This window comes from Lacinutrix sp. Hel_I_90 (genome assembly GCF_000934685.1).
Classification (GTDB): Bacteria; Bacteroidota; Bacteroidia; order Flavobacteriales; family Flavobacteriaceae; genus Lacinutrix.
Genome location: NZ_JYNQ01000001.1, coordinates 526646 through 543030 on the forward strand (window position 1 = coordinate 526646; position 16385 = coordinate 543030).

At 34.1% G+C, this 16385-nt stretch carries 15 protein-coding genes; 11 read left to right on the plus strand and 4 right to left on the minus strand.

Going from position 1 to position 16385, the window contains the following annotated elements; genetic code table 11:
* The first annotated feature begins 2 nt into the window (after positions 1–2).
* The 4 genes from GQ46_RS02280 to GQ46_RS02295 are packed head-to-tail and all read left to right on the plus strand — an operon-like array spanning position 3 to position 3317.
* Positions 3–944, plus strand: a complete 942-nt coding sequence (locus GQ46_RS02280; RefSeq protein ID WP_044397990.1) for a DUF1835 domain-containing protein — start codon at positions 3–5, stop codon at positions 942–944.
* Positions 934–1803 carry a nucleoside phosphorylase gene (locus GQ46_RS02285; protein WP_044397992.1) on the plus strand — a complete coding sequence of 290 codons (870 nt, stop codon included), beginning with the start codon at positions 934–936 and terminating at the stop codon, positions 1801–1803. Before GQ46_RS02280 ends, GQ46_RS02285 begins: the two co-directional genes overlap by 11 nt.
* A gap of 3 nt (positions 1804–1806) precedes the next feature.
* The gene (locus tag GQ46_RS02290; RefSeq protein ID WP_044397994.1) at positions 1807–2661 is read left to right on the plus strand and encodes a substrate-binding domain-containing protein; all 855 of its coding nucleotides are present in this window, start codon (positions 1807–1809) and stop codon (positions 2659–2661) included.
* A 56-nt stretch (positions 2662–2717) separates the two neighbouring features.
* Complete coding sequence (locus tag GQ46_RS02295; protein ID WP_044397996.1) at positions 2718–3317, plus strand: hypothetical protein; 600 nt, start codon at positions 2718–2720, stop codon at positions 3315–3317.
* 1 nt (position 3318) lies between these two features.
* Here GQ46_RS02295 and ung read toward each other — a convergent pair whose 3' ends face one another.
* Complete coding sequence (ung, locus tag GQ46_RS02300) at positions 3319–3984, minus strand: uracil-DNA glycosylase (RefSeq protein ID WP_044397998.1); 666 nt, start codon at positions 3982–3984, stop codon at positions 3319–3321.
* 171 nt (positions 3985–4155) lie between these two features.
* Here ung and GQ46_RS02305 point away from each other — a divergent pair, with 171 nt between their 5' ends.
* On the plus strand, positions 4156–5649 hold the full coding sequence (locus GQ46_RS02305; protein WP_044398000.1) for a YfcC family protein: 1494 nt from the start codon (positions 4156–4158) through the stop codon (positions 5647–5649).
* Between the two features lie 177 nt (positions 5650–5826).
* Complete coding sequence (locus GQ46_RS02310) at positions 5827–6591, plus strand: CDP-alcohol phosphatidyltransferase family protein (RefSeq protein ID WP_044398002.1); 765 nt, start codon at positions 5827–5829, stop codon at positions 6589–6591.
* A gap of 48 nt (positions 6592–6639) precedes the next feature.
* On the opposite strand, the gene GQ46_RS02315 is transcribed toward GQ46_RS02310, so the two are convergent.
* Positions 6640–6954, minus strand: a complete 315-nt coding sequence (locus GQ46_RS02315) for a hypothetical protein (protein ID WP_044398004.1) — start codon at positions 6952–6954, stop codon at positions 6640–6642.
* 175 nt (positions 6955–7129) lie between these two features.
* Positions 7130–7684, minus strand: a complete 555-nt coding sequence (gene msrA, locus GQ46_RS02320; RefSeq protein WP_044398006.1) for a peptide-methionine (S)-S-oxide reductase MsrA — start codon at positions 7682–7684, stop codon at positions 7130–7132.
* Positions 7685–7862: 178 nt separating this feature from the next.
* Here msrA and GQ46_RS02325 point away from each other — a divergent pair, with 178 nt between their 5' ends.
* The 4 genes from GQ46_RS02325 (at position 7863) to GQ46_RS02340 (ending at position 13267) form a co-directional block, all read left to right on the plus strand.
* Entirely contained in the window at positions 7863–10361 is a 2499-nt protein-coding gene (locus GQ46_RS02325) for a DUF5916 domain-containing protein (RefSeq protein WP_044398008.1), read from the plus strand.
* Between the two features lie 51 nt (positions 10362–10412).
* A complete protein-coding gene (locus GQ46_RS02330; protein WP_044398009.1) occupies positions 10413–11072 on the plus strand; it encodes an ABC transporter ATP-binding protein in 660 nt (219 codons plus the stop codon).
* Between the two features lie 128 nt (positions 11073–11200).
* Positions 11201–11965 (plus strand): TIGR02757 family protein, encoded by a 765-nt coding sequence (locus tag GQ46_RS02335; RefSeq protein WP_044398011.1) that lies wholly within the window; start codon positions 11201–11203, stop codon positions 11963–11965.
* A gap of 96 nt (positions 11966–12061) precedes the next feature.
* A complete protein-coding gene (locus GQ46_RS02340; protein ID WP_044398013.1) occupies positions 12062–13267 on the plus strand; it encodes an ATP-binding protein in 1206 nt (401 codons plus the stop codon).
* An 83-nt stretch (positions 13268–13350) separates the two neighbouring features.
* Here the strand turns inward: GQ46_RS02340 and GQ46_RS02345 are convergent, their stop codons facing one another.
* Positions 13351–15249 carry a peptidase M61 gene (locus tag GQ46_RS02345; protein WP_044404424.1) on the minus strand — a complete coding sequence of 633 codons (1899 nt, stop codon included), beginning with the start codon at positions 15247–15249 and terminating at the stop codon, positions 13351–13353.
* Positions 15250–15377: 128 nt separating this feature from the next.
* Between GQ46_RS02345 and GQ46_RS02350 the strand changes: the two genes are divergently transcribed.
* On the plus strand, positions 15378–16385 hold the full coding sequence (locus GQ46_RS02350; protein ID WP_044398015.1) for a glycosyltransferase family 2 protein: 1008 nt from the start codon (positions 15378–15380) through the stop codon (positions 16383–16385).

Here is a 16385-nt window from a genome sequence, read left to right on the forward strand (position 1 = left end):
TCATGTCAAATACAACACTTCATATCGTTAATGGTTTAAGCATAACTGACTATCTCACAAAATTAAAATTTGAAGGAGACATTCTAACTTGGCATGAAATACTTTGTGAAGGCCCTACGTTAAAAGAAATAAATACTCCAGCGTTTTTTAAATTAAGAAAAAAGTTTCTAGAGCGTGTGTATAACGTTGAATATGATGTAGAAAAAATTAAAAATGAGTTTGATAAACTAAAGAACACCTCAAACTATTCAGAGATTGTTTTATGGTTTGAATACAATTTATTTAGCCACATTAATTTAATTGCTGCCATTTGTTTAATTAAACAAAAAAACATTAAACTGCCATTATTTTTGGTTTGTAGTGGTCGGGTTGAAGGTGAAAAAGAATTAAAAGCTCTGGCACAATTAACAGAAAAACAATTATTTAATCATTATGAAAATAAGATTAAGCTTAACGTAGACGATATTGCTACCGCTCAAAAGGCTTGGCGTATTTATTGTGAAGATGACCATAACCTATTCACAGAGTTAATTGTAAGACCTTCAAGTTTTAAATACTTAAGTAATTGCCTGAAAGCACACATGAGACGCTTTCCCGATACACGTAGCGGATTAAGCACACTAGAATTCAACACCTTAAAACTCATTCAAAAACATCAAATAAAATCACGGCATCAATTGCTTGGATATTGTTTGCATTATCAAGGCTATTATGGCTTTGTAGAGCTTCAACTAGAACGCATGATTAATGAGTTATCCTTGTTTTATGCTGAAACTGAAGACACCTTAATACTCAATAGAAATGGTCATTTGGCTATAGAACATCAAAAGAATTTCATTAAAGAATTAGCATTTGATTTTCAATTTGGAGGGGTCAATAGAACAGATTTTCAGTATAACAAAAAAGAAAATAAACTTATAAAAACAATAGTAAATGCCCATTAAAGCATCAGAACTCATCCTAAATCCAGATGGTAGTGTTTATCATTTAAATTTACATCCAGAACAGATTTCAAATACCATTATTACGGTTGGTGATCCAGATCGGGTGGCCAGTGTAACAAAGCACTTTGACTCTGTTGAGTTTCAAACACAAAAACGTGAGTTTCATACGCAAACGGGACTTTACAAAGGCAAAAGAATAACAGTACTATCCACAGGAATTGGTACAGATAATATTGATATTGTTTTTAATGAACTAGATGCTCTAGTTAATATTAATTTGAAGACCAGAGAAATCAACAAAACTTTAAAAAGCCTTGATATTATTCGTATTGGGACTTCTGGATCCATTCAAAAAGCTATTCCTTTAGATGCTTTTTTAATTAGTGAATATGCCTCGGGTTTTGACAGTTTATTACATTTCTATGATAGTGAAGCCTTTCAGTATAAAGACATTTCAAAGGCCCTGATGGAACATACCAACTGGTTTGAAGCTAAATCTAGTCCGTATGTGGTAAAAGGTGATGCGCAACTCATGGAAAAACTATCTTCTAATAAAACGCATTTAGGTTTTACTGCCACTAACGTTGGCTTTTACGGCCCGCAGGGGCGTGTATTGCGTTTAGCGCTTCAGGATAAGGATTTAAACGACAAATTAGCAAGCTTCAATTTTGAAGGTAAAAGCATTACCAATTTGGAAATGGAAACAGCAGGTATATATGGTCTTTCGAAACTTTTAGGACATCGCGCATTATCCATGAATGCCATCATTGCCAATCGTGCAACAGGAGAATTCAGTGAAAACCCAACAGAAACAGTCAATAGATTGATTGAATATACATTAAATAAAATAGTTGAATAATTGATGAAGACAATTAATATTGGCGGTGTGCCCGAACATTTTAATCTGGCTTGGTACTTAGGACTTAAAAACGGTGAGTACAAAGGAGCAGACATAAATTTTCGTTGGAAAGACTATTTTGATGGTACTGGTGCCATGTGTAAAGGCTTACGTAATGGTGACATAGATATGGCTGTTATTTTAACTGAAGGCATTATCAAAGACATCATTGAAGGAAATAAAAGTAAAATTGTTCAGGTATTTGTAGAATCACCACTTATATGGGGCATTCATGTTGCTAGTGATTCACCATACCAAACCATCAAAGACCTTAAAGGTACAAAAGCAGCCATTAGTCGTTATGGCTCGGGATCTCACTTAATGGCCTACATAAATGCTAAAAATAATAATTGGGATCTAGAAAAAGATCTGGACTTTGAAGTTATAAAAAATTTAGAGGGTGCTGTAGAAGGTTTAACAGAGGGGAGTGCCGATTATTTCCTATGGGAAAAATTTACAACGAAACCTTTGGTCGATAATGGTACCTTTAGACGTGTTGGTAATTGCCCTAGCCCTTGGCCTTGTTTTGTTATTGCCGTTCGTGAGGAATTTTTACAATCGAATAAAGATGCTGTAAAAACAATTTTAGACATTGTAAATAAGACCACTTCGCAGTTTAAGGAGATTCCAAGTATCGATAAAATGATTGCTAATCGTTATGAGCAAGAATTGGAAGACGTGCAGGAATGGTTAAGTTTAACACATTGGTCTCAAAAAAATATTTCTAGAGAAACTGTAGAGAACGTTCAGAATCAATTATTTGCATTAAATATAATTCATGAAAAATGGGACTATGAGGATTTGGTCGAAAAACTTTAGTCGTTTCCACGCAACCACTTCACTATTCTTTCATCTAAAGAATAAATGGCATTAATATGAAAGCGTTCAAATTTTTTAGTTTTTTTATTGTTATTACGTTATGTTTTACAAATACACAATGTGAGGATGATGACTTCTTCCCTACTCAAATTGATATAATTAACAATACTGTTGTTCACATTGAAAATAATGAAACTACTCTTAACATAAACGAAAGTATTATCATAGAAACCAATATTTTGAATGAGCAGATTACTTCTACCGGACAAAATATTCTATTAACAGATTATGATTATGCAGAGGCTGGACAGTCAGGATATTATCATACGCTTACCCTTTACAAACTAACATCGTTTGGTACTATTGCTGAAATTCCACTAACTTCAGATAACATTACTAATATTGAAGGTGAAACACTAGTTGAAAATCAAACTATAACTGCTCGTAGTATCTTTGATGGCACCTCATACAAAAACAAATTCAGTATCCTTTTACCAGAATCTGGAATATTTTACTTAGCTGGAAGTAGATTTTTAACAGATAATGATGGTAAACTAAGAATGGATGGCGGTATTTACGAAAAAGCATTAATAACTATAAGTTCAACTATGGTAGGTGCTAATGCAAATGGTGCTTATGCATTTACTGTAAACTAAGCTACCACGCTATTGTTTTTAAATTTTTCTTTTTTAAAATGTTATTCGTTTCACTAAAATGCTTATTACCAAACCAATACCCGCGATTAGCACTCAATGGCGAAGGATGTCCTGAAGTTAAAATATGATGTTTTTCTTCATCAATGAGTTTTATTTTTTTCTTAGCAAATCCACCCCAAAGCAAGAAAATAACACCTTCTTTTTCATTGCTTATCGTTCTAATAACGGCATCAGTAAAAGTTTCCCACCCCCTATTCTGGTGACTTCCTGGATTGTGTGCTCTAACCGTTAAGGTAGCGTTGAGTAAAAAGACACCTTGTTTGGCCCAACGTTCTAAATTTCCGTTTTCTGGATAAGCGGTTCCTAAATCACTGGCGATTTCCTTAAAAATATTGATTAATGACGGTGGATGTGTTACCCCTTCGTTTACACTAAAACACAAACCATTCGCCTGGTTACTATTATGGTAAGGGTCTTGCCCAATAACCACTATCTTTAAATCATCAAAATGACATTTTTCGAACGCATTAAAAATTAGTTGGCTTGGTGGAAAGCACTGTGTCGTGTCATATTCAGAAGTAACAAACTGCATAAGCGCTTTAAAATAAGGCTTTTCAAATTCAGATTGTAAATGTATTTTCCAACTGTCGTGTAGGTCTGCTATCATCGTTTTAATTATTCAGATTAAAAATAAGACTATCTTTAGTCTTGTTAAAGAAATTTCACGATTTTGTACCCCTAAAAAGGTAAGTCCTCGACGATTTAGCTTATACTAGTCTAAAATAAATTTACGAATAACTATTAAATACAGTTTTCTGTCTTTGCAGGAATAACACCCATGAAGAACATTAAATTTCCATCTGCACAGTCTATTTTACTAATTATCGCTGCATTAGTGACCTTATTAACCTGGTTTATTCCGGCAGGAAAATACGACATGTTAATCTATAATAAAACAGAACATCTTTTCATACAAACCAGCACGGCGGAGACTAAAAAATTACCTGCAACTCAGGGAACCTTAGATGCTTTGGCTATTAAAATTCCATTGGAAAAATTTACTAATGGTGATATTTATAAAGCCATAAACATTCCAAACACTTACAAAAAGCTAGAAGCTAAACCGCAAGGGGTTTTAGAGTTTATTAAATCACCAATAAAAGGAATAATAGCGGCAGCCGATATTATTTTCTTAGTACTAATTATTGGTGGTTTAATTGGGATTATTAATAGCACTGGCGCCTTTGATGCGGGTATTGCTTCTTTAGCTAGCCTTTTAAAGGGTAACGAATTTTTATTAATAATTTTAGTAACTGTTTTAGTTGCTGCAGGAGGAACAACGTTTGGTTTTGCAGAAGAGACCATCGCCTTCTATCCTATTTTAATTCCCGTTTTCTTGGCCGCTAAGTATGATGCTTTGGTTGGTGTTGCTTGCATTTTTGCAGGGTCTTCTATTGGTACTATGTGCTCCACTATTAATCCATTTAGTACTATTATAGCTAGTGATTCTGCAGGTATTAATTGGACCACAGGTTTAGTTGGGCGTATTTTAATGCTTTTAGCGTGCTTGACAATAAGTATAGCCTACATTATGCGTTATGCAAAACGTGTGCAACGCGATCCAACAACTTCTATTATTTACGAGCAACAGCAACAAATTGCTGCATTGTTTGGAAATACAAGCACAGAAACTGTGACATTCACAACACGTTTGCGCTTAGCACTTTTTGTATTCGCGATGTGTTTTGCTATTATGATTTTTGGCGTGGTATTCTTAGACTGGTGGTTTGTAGAAATGACAGCTACTTTTTTAGTAGGGGCTATTGTTATAGGTGTGATTACTCAAATTAAAGAATCAGATTTCGTTGATACGTTTGTAAAAGGTGCAGGCGATTTGTTAGGTGTTGCTCTCATAATTGGTATAGCAAGAGGGATTACAGTTATCATGGCAGACGGCTTGATTAGCGATACGATGTTATATTACGCAAGTAATGTTACCAGTGGTATGAATAAGGGCTTATTTGCTAGCGCAATGACAGGTATTTACGCCCTGCTATCCTTTTTTATCCCAAGTTCCTCTGGCATGGCGGTGTTAACGATGCCTATTATGTCTCCCTTAGCAGATACGGTTGGTGTTGGCAGGGAAATTGTGGTAAATGCTTACCAATATGGTATGGGCTTATTTTATTTAATTAATCCAACAGGTTTAATTCTAGCATCGTTAGCCATAGTAAAAGTAGGATTCAATAAATGGTTAAAATTCATCATGCCTTTGTTTATTATTTTGGTTGTTTTCACTTTAATAGTCATGACGGTTTCTGCGTATTTATAATAGGACAACAGCTCTAACAAAATCACTTTTAGGTATTTGTAAGAATTAACAAAACAGCTAAGCACATCAAAATAAGTTGTAGTATCTTTGTTACTTATTCACATTAAAGCAGATTTAGCTAGTTTTTAATGCTAGTGAGGTATATTCCACAAAATTTAGAGTGCGTATAAACTATAAATGTCAAAATTACCGAAAGCCCACAAATTTGTGGATGTATCAGACTACGGAAGACCGATTGCCAAAATCATTGCAGCAGTATTAAAAAACACAAGATTTACACCTATTCACGTAACTATAGGTTTTATTATCTCGGGAATAATAGCCATCGCCTGTATTCTTTACGGCTATTATTGGTATGCCGCTTTCTTTTTAATTTTAAAATCTATCCTTGATGCAGCAGATGGCGAATTAGCGCGGCTTAAAAAAACACCATCTTATACGGGTCGCTATATGGATTCCGTTGCAGATATTATTCTTAATTTTTTTATATTATTGGCGGTCTGGCACATTACCGATTACAACATTTGGGTCACCCTAATGGCATTTTTTGGGCTCCAATTACAGGGAACACTTTACAATTACTACTATGTGATTTTAAGAAATAAATTCGATGGTGACACAACAAGTCGCATTTTTGAAGACAAAACACCTATAGCCCTGAAAGGAGAAACACAACGCCATGTTAATATTTTGTTTGGTTTATATAAGTTGCTTTATGGCGCTTTTGATAAAGTAATCTATCTTTTAGATCGGCATGCGGCAAAGGGAAAAACGGTTCCAAATTGGTTAATGACTGCTATTTCTACCTTTGGTTTAGGATTTCAATTATTAATTATTGCTGTATTATTAGTATTGGGCTATAAAGCAGTCATCATCCCCTTTTTTATTTACTACTCAGGGCTCATTCTTATATTTATAGCAATAAGAAAGCTCATGTATTAAAAAAAAAGCGCACTTTAACGTGCGCCTCTGTTTATAAAATAGTTGTATTTATTTAACTTTTATGACTTGTTCTTCTGCTTCTTCTTTCCCTTGTGATTGAAATACATAAGTATATAACCACATCAACGTAAAGGTCGGTACGATATCTAAACCTGGCATAATTTCTTCAATAAAAGAAACTGCGGCACCAACTTTACCAGAATTACCTTTGTACATTTTGGTCATTAACCATGCAGAAGCTGGAGCCCAAGCTAAGTCAGTAATTTCACCTAAACCAGGAATAATAAAGCTGGCATAACCTATAGCGTCAAAAAGGAGGCTTGCTGCTAGTTTTTTGTATTTGGTTGTGTGCTCTAAATTCATCTTATAAAAATTGTATTATATTCATGTTTCAACAAATAGTGTTCCAAACTTATTTTAGGATTCCCATACCATATGGGTACGAAAAAGCACTCCTTTGTTACGGAAAATTTAAGAAAATAACCAAAGTTTATTAATTTTAGCAACCTATTGATTACTATTTTTATTCAAACGCATGTTATTTTTTGATGGTCTTTAATTTATCACTATAAAATGTCGCCAGCTTTTTAATTTTTGGATGAATAACAAATTGACAATAAGAGGCATCCGTATTTCGCTCATAAAACGCTTGGTGTTCTTTTCCGGCTGTATAGAATGCATCTAAAGGCGTCACTTCTGTTACTATTTCAGAATTAAAAACCTGTTCACCATCTAAGTGAGCTATAAAGGCTTCTGCTTGATTTTTTTGAGTTTCAGAAGCATAGAAAATAGCCGAACGGTATTGCGTACCAATATCGTGACCTTGTCTATTTAAGGTTGTCGGGTCGTGTGTCGCGAAGAAAATTTCCAATAATTCTACATAGGATATGACCTCAGGGTTATAATGCAGCTGAATCCCTTCAGCATGTCCCGTACGTCCTGTCGTAATTTCGCGATACGCTGGATTTTTTATTTGTCCGCCAGTATACCCAGAAATAACTTGCTCCACTCCTTCTACCCTATTAAAAACGGCTTCTGTACACCAAAAGCAGCCACCAGCGAATGTGGCGATTTCTAAATTTTTATTTTCCATACATCTAAAGTTAATTAAAATTGTTCATTTTAACAGTACAAGGGCCTAGACAGTCTGTTTTTTAACTTTTAATTAGGAATAAAAGCCAAGTACAAAAGTAGTTTTGCAGTAATAAAATGTAACAATCCCAAATCTTGAGAGTCTTTAGACTATCAATCAGTAAACAATCTAACTACAAATGAAACAATTTTTGTTTTTCACTATCGCTATTCTATTGACCCTGAGTGTTACAGCTCAAGATAAAAAAACATATCAAATACAACGTACAGATACACCTCCAAAGATCGATGGCATCCTTGATGATGCTGCTTGGAATGACGCTCAAGTTGCTACAGATTTTACTGAATTTAGACCAGAAGTTGGTGATAAAGCACCAGAAAATAAAACGACTAAAGTGCGCATGACTTATGATGACTCGGGTATTTATGTTTCGGCGTATTGCTATGACGACCCCAAAGATATCATGCGTCAATTCACACAAAGAGACAACTTTGGACAATCGGATTTTTTCGGATTAATTTTCAACCCAAATAACGATGCACAAAACAATACTGAATTTTTTGTTTTTAGCTCTGGAACTCAAGCAGATGCTGTGGAAAGCCCTAGTATTGGAGAGGATTTTGGTTGGAATGCGGTTTGGGAAAGTAGTGTTCAATTAGTACAGGATGGTTGGATTGTAGAAATTAAAATCCCATACAGAGCCTTACGTTTTACCCAACAAGAAGCTCCTGTCTGGGGGGTTCAATTTCACAGGCACTATAGAAAAACACGTGAACAAATGACCTGGAATGCTATCGATGTTACCAAAGGAAGCATCGGTTTGTACAATGCAGAATTAGAAGGGATAAAGAACATTACACCACCCACACGATTAAGCTTTTTCCCTTATGCTTCTGCATTAGTAAGCTCTTTTGATGGAGAAGCAGAAACTGATTTTGCTGCTGGATTAGATGTAAAGTATGGCATTACAGAAAACCTAACCTTAGATGCTACTTTAATACCCGATTTTAGTCAGGCAGGTTTTGATAATGTAGAATTGAACTTAGGCCCGTTCGAGCAACAATTCTCCGAACAAAGACAATTTTTTAAAGAAGGTGTAGACCTATTTAATAAAGGCAATTTGTTCTATTCCAGACGTGTTGGTGATGCGCCTTCTGGCAGTGTAAACTTAAAGAGTAATGAATCTGTTACGGAATATCCAGATAAAGTACAGCTCCTAAATGCTGTTAAAGTTTCTGGAAGAACAAAAAAAGGTTTAGGCATTGGTTTTTTTAATGCAATAACCAAAAAAACGTATGCAGACATACAGGTTGAGGAGACCAAAATAAATTCGGTGACTAGTTTAGAAGAAACTTATTTCTCCAGACGACAAGAATTAGTAGAGCCGCTTTCGAACTACAATATCATGGTATTAGACCAACAGTTCAACAAAAACTCCTCTGTCACTTTAATAAATACTAATGTAACAAGAGATGGCGATTTTAGAGATGCTAATGTTACAGGTTTACTCTTTGATTTAATAAACAAGAAAAACACCTATGGCGCTATAGCAGAAGTTAAAAGAAGTGCTTTTAATGATGTACCAAACAAAGAAAGTGGCTATACAGCGAAATTGGGAGTAGGAAAAAACAGTGGGAAAATACGTTATAGTTTTGCTTATGACTACGCAGATGAAAATTATGATATCAATGATTTAGGGATTCTATTTAGAAATAATTACAGTAATTTTTCAGCAGATGTTAGCTATCGTATTTTTGAACCAACCACGTTTTTTAATGACATGTATCTTGGAAGTTGGTTTAATTACAACCAATTAGCAAATCCAAACACGTTTACTGGAGCAAATACAGGGTTTAATTTTAATGGCCAAACCAAAAAATTACATAATTTCGGAATTAATTCAAACTGGAACATCGGTAAACAATACGATTATTTTGAACCAAGAAATGGTTTTGACAGCTATTTTATAACCGAAGATTATGCGCAAGCCAATACCTGGATGTCAAGTAACTACAACTTGTTTTTTGCCTTAGATGCAAACTTTGGTTATGGTCGTTTCTTAGATGATGACAGAAAAAACTTTAACAACTGGTGGTTTGGATTAAACCCAAGATTTAAATTTAACGATAATTTTCTTTTAGTTCTTGGATTTGATTATGATGATTATTCAGCAGACAGAGGTTATGTAAACGGCCAAGAAATTGACGATCGTATTATTTTTGGTCAACGCGATCGTGTTGATATTGAGGCCAGCATTTCTGGGAGCTATAACTTTGATTCTTTTAATGCGTTAACACTAAGTTTTAGAAACTACTTGAGTACGGTTACTTATGACAACAGTATGTATGTGCTTCAAGACAACGGTTATTTAAAAGCATCTGAAATCTATACTAAAAACAACATAAGCAGTGATCCCAATTTCTCACCAGACATTAATTTTAACACCTGGAATTTAGATTTGAGCTATACTTGGCAGTTTGCTCCTGGAAGTCAACTAACCGCATTATATAGAAACCAGATTTTTAATTTTTCTAATAATTCTGAAGCTGGATTCTTTGACAGTATAGACGATTTGTTCAAACAAGAACAACGGAATACATTTTCTTTACGCATGGTGTACTTTATCGATTATAACGATTTAAAAAACGTGTTCAAAAAGAGTTCTAAAGCCATTTAAAGTTGCGCATTAGCTTGTAAAGTAGTATTTTCATTTTTTATAAAATGTTAGATGATAAAAGCTGAAAATATTCACAAATATTACGATGATTTACATGTTTTAAAAGGTGTAAATGTTCATATTAAAAAAGGAGAAATTGTATCTATTGTTGGCGCATCTGGTGCTGGAAAGACGACATTACTTCAAATTTTAGGTACCTTAGACTACATTGATAAAAGCAAAAAAGCGACTTTAATTATAGACGGCGTTGCTATTAGTAACTTGTCTGAAAAAGCACTGGCTAAATTTAGAAATGAACATATTGGCTTTATTTTTCAATTTCACCAATTATTACCAGAATTCACAGCTTTAGAGAATGTTTGTATTCCTGCATTCATAAAAAAAACACCTAGAGCAGAAGCGACTACACGTGCTAAAGAATTACTTGATTTCTTAGGACTTTCACATCGTTATGATCACAAGCCAAACGAATTGTCTGGAGGAGAGCAACAGCGCGTTGCTGTAGCCAGAGCCTTAATCAATAATCCCAGTTTAATTTTTGCCGATGAACCTTCTGGAAACCTAGACAGTGAGAGTGCCGAAAACCTGCACAACCTCTTTTTTAAACTTAGGGACCAATTTGGGCAAACTTTTGTAATCGTTACACATAATGAAGAACTAGCCAATTTAGCAGATAGAAAGCTAACGATGGTAGATGGGAAGATTGTATAGCCTAGCGAAAGCATTTTTAAGACCTGAGAAATGCAAAGCCATTAGACGCTTGATGCATTTATTTTATGTGATACGGCAACAATATGCTAATGATTTAAAAAACAGATTTTATTCTGCACCTATTACAGATGACTAAAACGGAACTTAAAGAATTTCTAGACAGTAAGGTTGAACAATACAATACCTTAGCGTTTATTGAAAGTGATCCTGTACAAATCCCTCACTTATTCAGCAAAAAAGAAGATATTGAAATCGCTGGATTTTTATCGGCCACTATTGCCTGGGGAAACAGAAAAAGCATTATTAATAATGCAAATAAGATGATGGAACTATTAGAACAGGCGCCTCATGATTTTATAATAAACCATCAAGACAGTGATTTGGAAAAACTCGAGACGTTTGTTCATAGAACCTTTAACGGCATTGATTTTATAACCTTTGTAAAAGCACTTCAACACGTGTATAAAAATCATAACGGATTGGAAGCTGTATTTGCAAAACATGCTGAAACGGACACTTTACAAAGGACTATACATGAATTTAAACGCACGTTTTTTGAAATTGAACATCTCCAGCGCACTCAAAAACATGTTAGTGATCCCCTTAAAAATTCAGCAGCAAAACGTATCAATATGTTTTTGCGTTGGATGGTGCGCAACGATAAACGAGGTGTTGATTTTGGGATTTGGAAAAGCCTCTCACCTGCTCAATTATCTTGTCCGTTAGACGTGCATTCTGGAAATGTAGCCCGAAAGCTTGGACTATTAAAACGGAAACAAAATGATGGTAAAGCCCTTGCTGAATTAGACAACGCGTTAAGGCAGCTAGATCCAAAAGATCCAGTTAAATATGATTTTGCACTCTTCGGTTTAGGCGTGTTTGAACGTTTTTAATGCTCAATTCGTTAAAATTTTAACACTTTACAACCCACATCGCTAATCCATAACGATATAATATTATATTTGAAATATTCTTAAAAATACAGCCTAGTGATAAGTCCTCAAATTCCTCTTAATGAAGCAGAACGTTTAAAAGCAGTAGAAAGCTATAACCTCATAGATACGCTTCCGGAAAGAGATTTTGATAATATTACGTCTCTTATTGCGGCACTATTTGAAGTTCCAATAGCTTTAGTCACCTTATTAGACGTAGATAGAAACTTTTTAAAATCTCATTATGGTGTTCCCTTTAACGATTCACCTAGAAGCATTTCATTTTGTGGACATGCGATTTTAACCGATGAAGATATATTTATTGTTGAAGATTCACGTAAAGATAAACGGTTTTGTGATAACCCATTAGTTAAAGATCACAATGCGATTTTTTATGCTGGCGCTCCTTTAGTGAATGCTGAAGGTTATAAACTGGGAACTCTTTGTGTATTCGACACTAAACCGAGAAAAATTACAGAGCTACAAATAAAATCCATGGTTTCTTTAGCCAGTCAGGTGGTTAATTTATTCGAATTACGAAAAAAGAACAAAGAGCTTACCGAGACGAAAAAAATTCTTAAGGATAAAAATGCAGAATTAAAAACCTTTGCTGGTACAGTATCGCACGACATGAAAATGCCTTTAGCAAATCTAATTGTGACTTCAGATATTTTAAAGATGAAATACGGTTCAAAATTAGATAAAAAAGGCCTGGAATATCTTAATTATTTAAAAAGTGCCTCTTTTACTTTAAGTGAGTATATAAGCGGGTTATTGGCACATTATGAAAGTGATAAGATTGAAGATAATTACGAGCGTTTCGATATACATCAATTATTAGAGGAGATTGTTGATTTATTAAATATAAACTTAGATTGTGAAATTAATTTACCAGAAAAAAATGAAGAACTCTTTTGCAACCGTGCAGCATTAGAACAGGTTTTTTTAAATCTTATAGGTAATAGTCTAAAATACAATGATAAAGAGGAAGTTATTATAACTATAGACTGCCAGAAAAAAGAGGCCTTTTATAATTTTACCATTACAGATAATGGTGTTGGCATTCCCAAAAACAAGCAAAAAGAGATTTTTGATTTATTTACTACTATTGGCACTATAGATAGAAATGGTAACAAAGGACATGGTATTGGTTTATCAACAGTACAAAAATTAATAAAATCATTGGGAGGTAATATTTCTGTATCTTCAGTAGAAGGGAAAAGCACCACCTTTGAATTTTCAATAGCCGCAATAGAACATTAAAAAAACTGGTTTTATAACAATAAATAAAAAGACCGATTCATCTTTGAATCGGTCTTTTTATTACTGTCTATTTATTCTATTGATTACCCTTTTAACCAGGCTTCTCTCAATTTATTTTGCGCTTCAGTAGCGTTTTCATCTACCGTTAGTTCAGAACCCATAGTGTAAGACTGCGTGAGCTCTGTTTTAACTATTATTTCTTCTCCTTGTCTATCTAAACGCACGTCTACCGCTCTTCCTGGTTTCCACATAAAAACCTCTGTCAACATTTCGTTTGCATTTTGTAGGGTTAATGCTTTACCATCTATGGTTTTAATCACATCACCTGGTAGTACACCATTTTGTGCCCAAAAACTATTGTCTTTTACTGCTTCCGAGAAAGGAATTGTCATTGTAGCCATATCAGGCGCAAAAATTAAAACGCCATCATTTTGAATGTAATTGGTTGCTACTTTTCCTTCTTTTATTTTTAATCCTACTTTATTAAAGAAATCATTATAATCAATAGGGGTGTCACCAACAACATGAGTTTGCAAAAATGCACCAACACTTGGGTAGGTCATTTCGGTTATTTCAGCGATTAAATTATCATCTACAAAGGGTTTGTTATTTCCGTATTTAAGTGATAATTCTTTCATTAAAGATAAAATACCTCTGTTGCCATTACTTTCTTCACGCATTAAAATATCGATACACATCCCAATTAATGCACCTTTTTGATATACATTAGTATATTGAGCTGCATAAGGCTCTTCTAAAATATTTTCACTCATTGTGGTAAAGCTCATCGCATCATTCATGCTTGATGCTGATTTTATTTTACCCATGACTTTAGTATAGAATTCATCTTCAGTAACTAAACCTTGATCTACTTGAAATAATGTTGCAAAATATTCAGTAACCCCTTCATACATCCATAAATGCTTTGAAAAGGTGGGTTGATCATAGTCAAAATAATGAACATCTTCTGAGTGCACACTTAATGGGGTTACAATATGAAAAAACTCATGTGAAACTACATCTACCATACTGCTTGCTAAGGCATCTTCTGGCATAGATTCAGGTAATACGACAACCGTAGAGGTGTGGTGCTCTAAAGCTCCAAAACCCTTTGGGGATTCTGATTTCCCTTCAGATAAATACAAATAGATATCATATCTTGGTGTACTATTTACATCACCTAAGTAGGCTTTTTGTGCCTGCATCATTTTCTCCACTGTTTCTTTTACTTTAGCTGCTGTATGCACTTTGTTTGGTGAATAAACACTTAAGACAATCTTAATATCACCCACTTTAAATTCTTCAACATCTAAATTCCCATAAAACATTGGGTTATCTGTAATGTCAAAATACCTTGGTGCAAAATAAGTTGTTATCGTTTTGTTGCCATCAGTTAAAATCTCATTAGTTTCCTGTAATGCAGAAGTTTTTGTCATTGCCGTTGGTGATACAATCTCTAATTTATACTGGGCATTCTTTAAAGAATCAAAATAACCAATAAAACCATGAAGATTTAAAACAAAATTAGTGTCTTCAATATTTGTTCCTGCTGGAGAAAAAGGCACGTCTCCTCCTATTCCACCGCCGCTAATTTCCATGTCAAAGGTGTCATTAACATAATAGCTAATCTTATCTAATTGTTTAGCATTAGTAATAGTCCATGTATTGGTGTCTGTTTTAGTAACCACTAATGCATTCCCTTTGTAATCAATGGCTTTTAAATCATCAATATATTTCCCAAAATCACTTACAGAATAAGTCCCTTGTACTACTCGTGGTAATCTATAGGTAACTACGTCTTCAGTAAAACGTCCTGGATTTATAACCACTGGTGCTTTATCATCGATTACTTTTGTTAAATCTAAATGCGCTTCAATAGGATTTACAGTTGCTAAATCATTCGTTCCAGTTGCTGTTTTTGTAGAGTTACAGCCCACTAAAATTAATCCTGCAAAAAGTGCAGATAATACATGTTTTCTCATTTTTAATAGTTTTATTGATTGTCTTATTTCCATTAAGACGCTCAAAAGTACATCTTGTTACTTATTTGAGTTAAAAAATTTTGTTAATTAATGTTAATTAACGGAATTCCACTTAGTATCTTGCACGCATGCAAGAGCCTTTAATTAGCATATTAATTCCTTTTAAAAATACACAAGCCTATCTTGCGGAATGCATAGACTCCATTATTAATCAATCCTACACACATTGGGAATTGCTAATTGTTGACGATCATTCTACAGACAAAAGCTTTAATCTAGTACATAGCTACGCGAGAAAGGATAGTAGGATTCAACTATTAAAAAATGAGGGCTCCGGAATTATTGCGGCCTTAAAATTAGCTTTTACACATTCAAAAGGAAATTATATTACGCGAATGGACAGTGATGATATCATGCCTCATTTAAAACTTGAAACCTTATTAAATAAGCTTCTAGAAAATGGAAAACACCATATTGCTACAGGTTTAGTTAGCTATTTTTCTGCAGAAGGTATTAGTGATGGCTACCGCAACTATGAAACCTGGTTGAATGGATTAACAAAAAACGGAAGTAATTACTCCGAAATTTATAAAGAATGTGTTATTCCTTCACCTTGTTGGATGATTAATCGTACAGATTTAGAGACCATAAATGCTTTTAACCCTTTGCGTTACCCTGAAGATTATGATTTAACTTTTCGCTTTTATGAAGCCAATTACAAAGTCATCCCCTGTAATACCGTACTACATTATTGGAGAGATTATGGTACGCGAGCGTCCAGAACCGATGCAAATTATGCCGAAAATAGTTTTATAGACCTTAAACTCTTCTACTTTTTAAAACTAAATTATAATGGGTTAAGACCATTGGTTATTTGGGGTGCAGGAAAAAAAGGAAAAACGATTGCAAAAAAGTTAATAGATCTAAATGTTTCGTTTCACTGGATTTGCGATAACCCAAAGAAAATTGGGAAACATATTTATGATCAGGAGATGAAACCCTTTCAGTATCTGGAAACTTTAGAGAAACCACAAAGTATCATTAGCGTAGCAAATACAGAGCAACAGCAGATTATTAAGACGTATTTAGCTCACCAGAACATGTTATCAATGAAAGATTATTTTTTCTTTTGTTAA

What these genes read in the sequence shown, in the direction of transcription:
- GQ46_RS02315 (WP_044398004.1), bottom strand. Translation starts at nt 6,954, where the DNA reads ATGAATTTAGAGCACACAACCAAATACAAAAAACTAGCAGCAAGCCTC.
- GQ46_RS02310 (WP_044398002.1), top strand. Translation starts at nt 5,827, where the DNA reads ATGTCAAAATTACCGAAAGCCCACAAATTTGTGGATGTATCAGACTAC.
- GQ46_RS02335 (WP_044398011.1), top strand. Translation starts at nt 11,201, where the DNA reads ATGACTAAAACGGAACTTAAAGAATTTCTAGACAGTAAGGTTGAACAA.
- GQ46_RS02325 (WP_044398008.1), top strand. Translation starts at nt 7,863, where the DNA reads ATGAAACAATTTTTGTTTTTCACTATCGCTATTCTATTGACCCTGAGT.
- GQ46_RS02285 (WP_044397992.1), top strand. Translation starts at nt 934, where the DNA reads ATGCCCATTAAAGCATCAGAACTCATCCTAAATCCAGATGGTAGTGTT.
- GQ46_RS02345 (WP_044404424.1), bottom strand. Translation starts at nt 15,249, where the DNA reads ATGAGAAAACATGTATTATCTGCACTTTTTGCAGGATTAATTTTAGTG.
- GQ46_RS02290 (WP_044397994.1), top strand. Translation starts at nt 1,807, where the DNA reads ATGAAGACAATTAATATTGGCGGTGTGCCCGAACATTTTAATCTGGCT.
- GQ46_RS02280 (WP_044397990.1), top strand. Translation starts at nt 3, where the DNA reads ATGTCAAATACAACACTTCATATCGTTAATGGTTTAAGCATAACTGAC.
- GQ46_RS02330 (WP_044398009.1), top strand. Translation starts at nt 10,413, where the DNA reads ATGATAAAAGCTGAAAATATTCACAAATATTACGATGATTTACATGTT.
- GQ46_RS02350 (WP_044398015.1), top strand. Translation starts at nt 15,378, where the DNA reads ATGCAAGAGCCTTTAATTAGCATATTAATTCCTTTTAAAAATACACAA.
- GQ46_RS02305 (WP_044398000.1), top strand. Translation starts at nt 4,156, where the DNA reads ATGAAGAACATTAAATTTCCATCTGCACAGTCTATTTTACTAATTATC.
- msrA (WP_044398006.1), bottom strand. Translation starts at nt 7,684, where the DNA reads ATGGAAAATAAAAATTTAGAAATCGCCACATTCGCTGGTGGCTGCTTT.
- GQ46_RS02295 (WP_044397996.1), top strand. Translation starts at nt 2,718, where the DNA reads ATGAAAGCGTTCAAATTTTTTAGTTTTTTTATTGTTATTACGTTATGT.
- ung (WP_044397998.1), bottom strand. Translation starts at nt 3,984, where the DNA reads ATGATAGCAGACCTACACGACAGTTGGAAAATACATTTACAATCTGAA.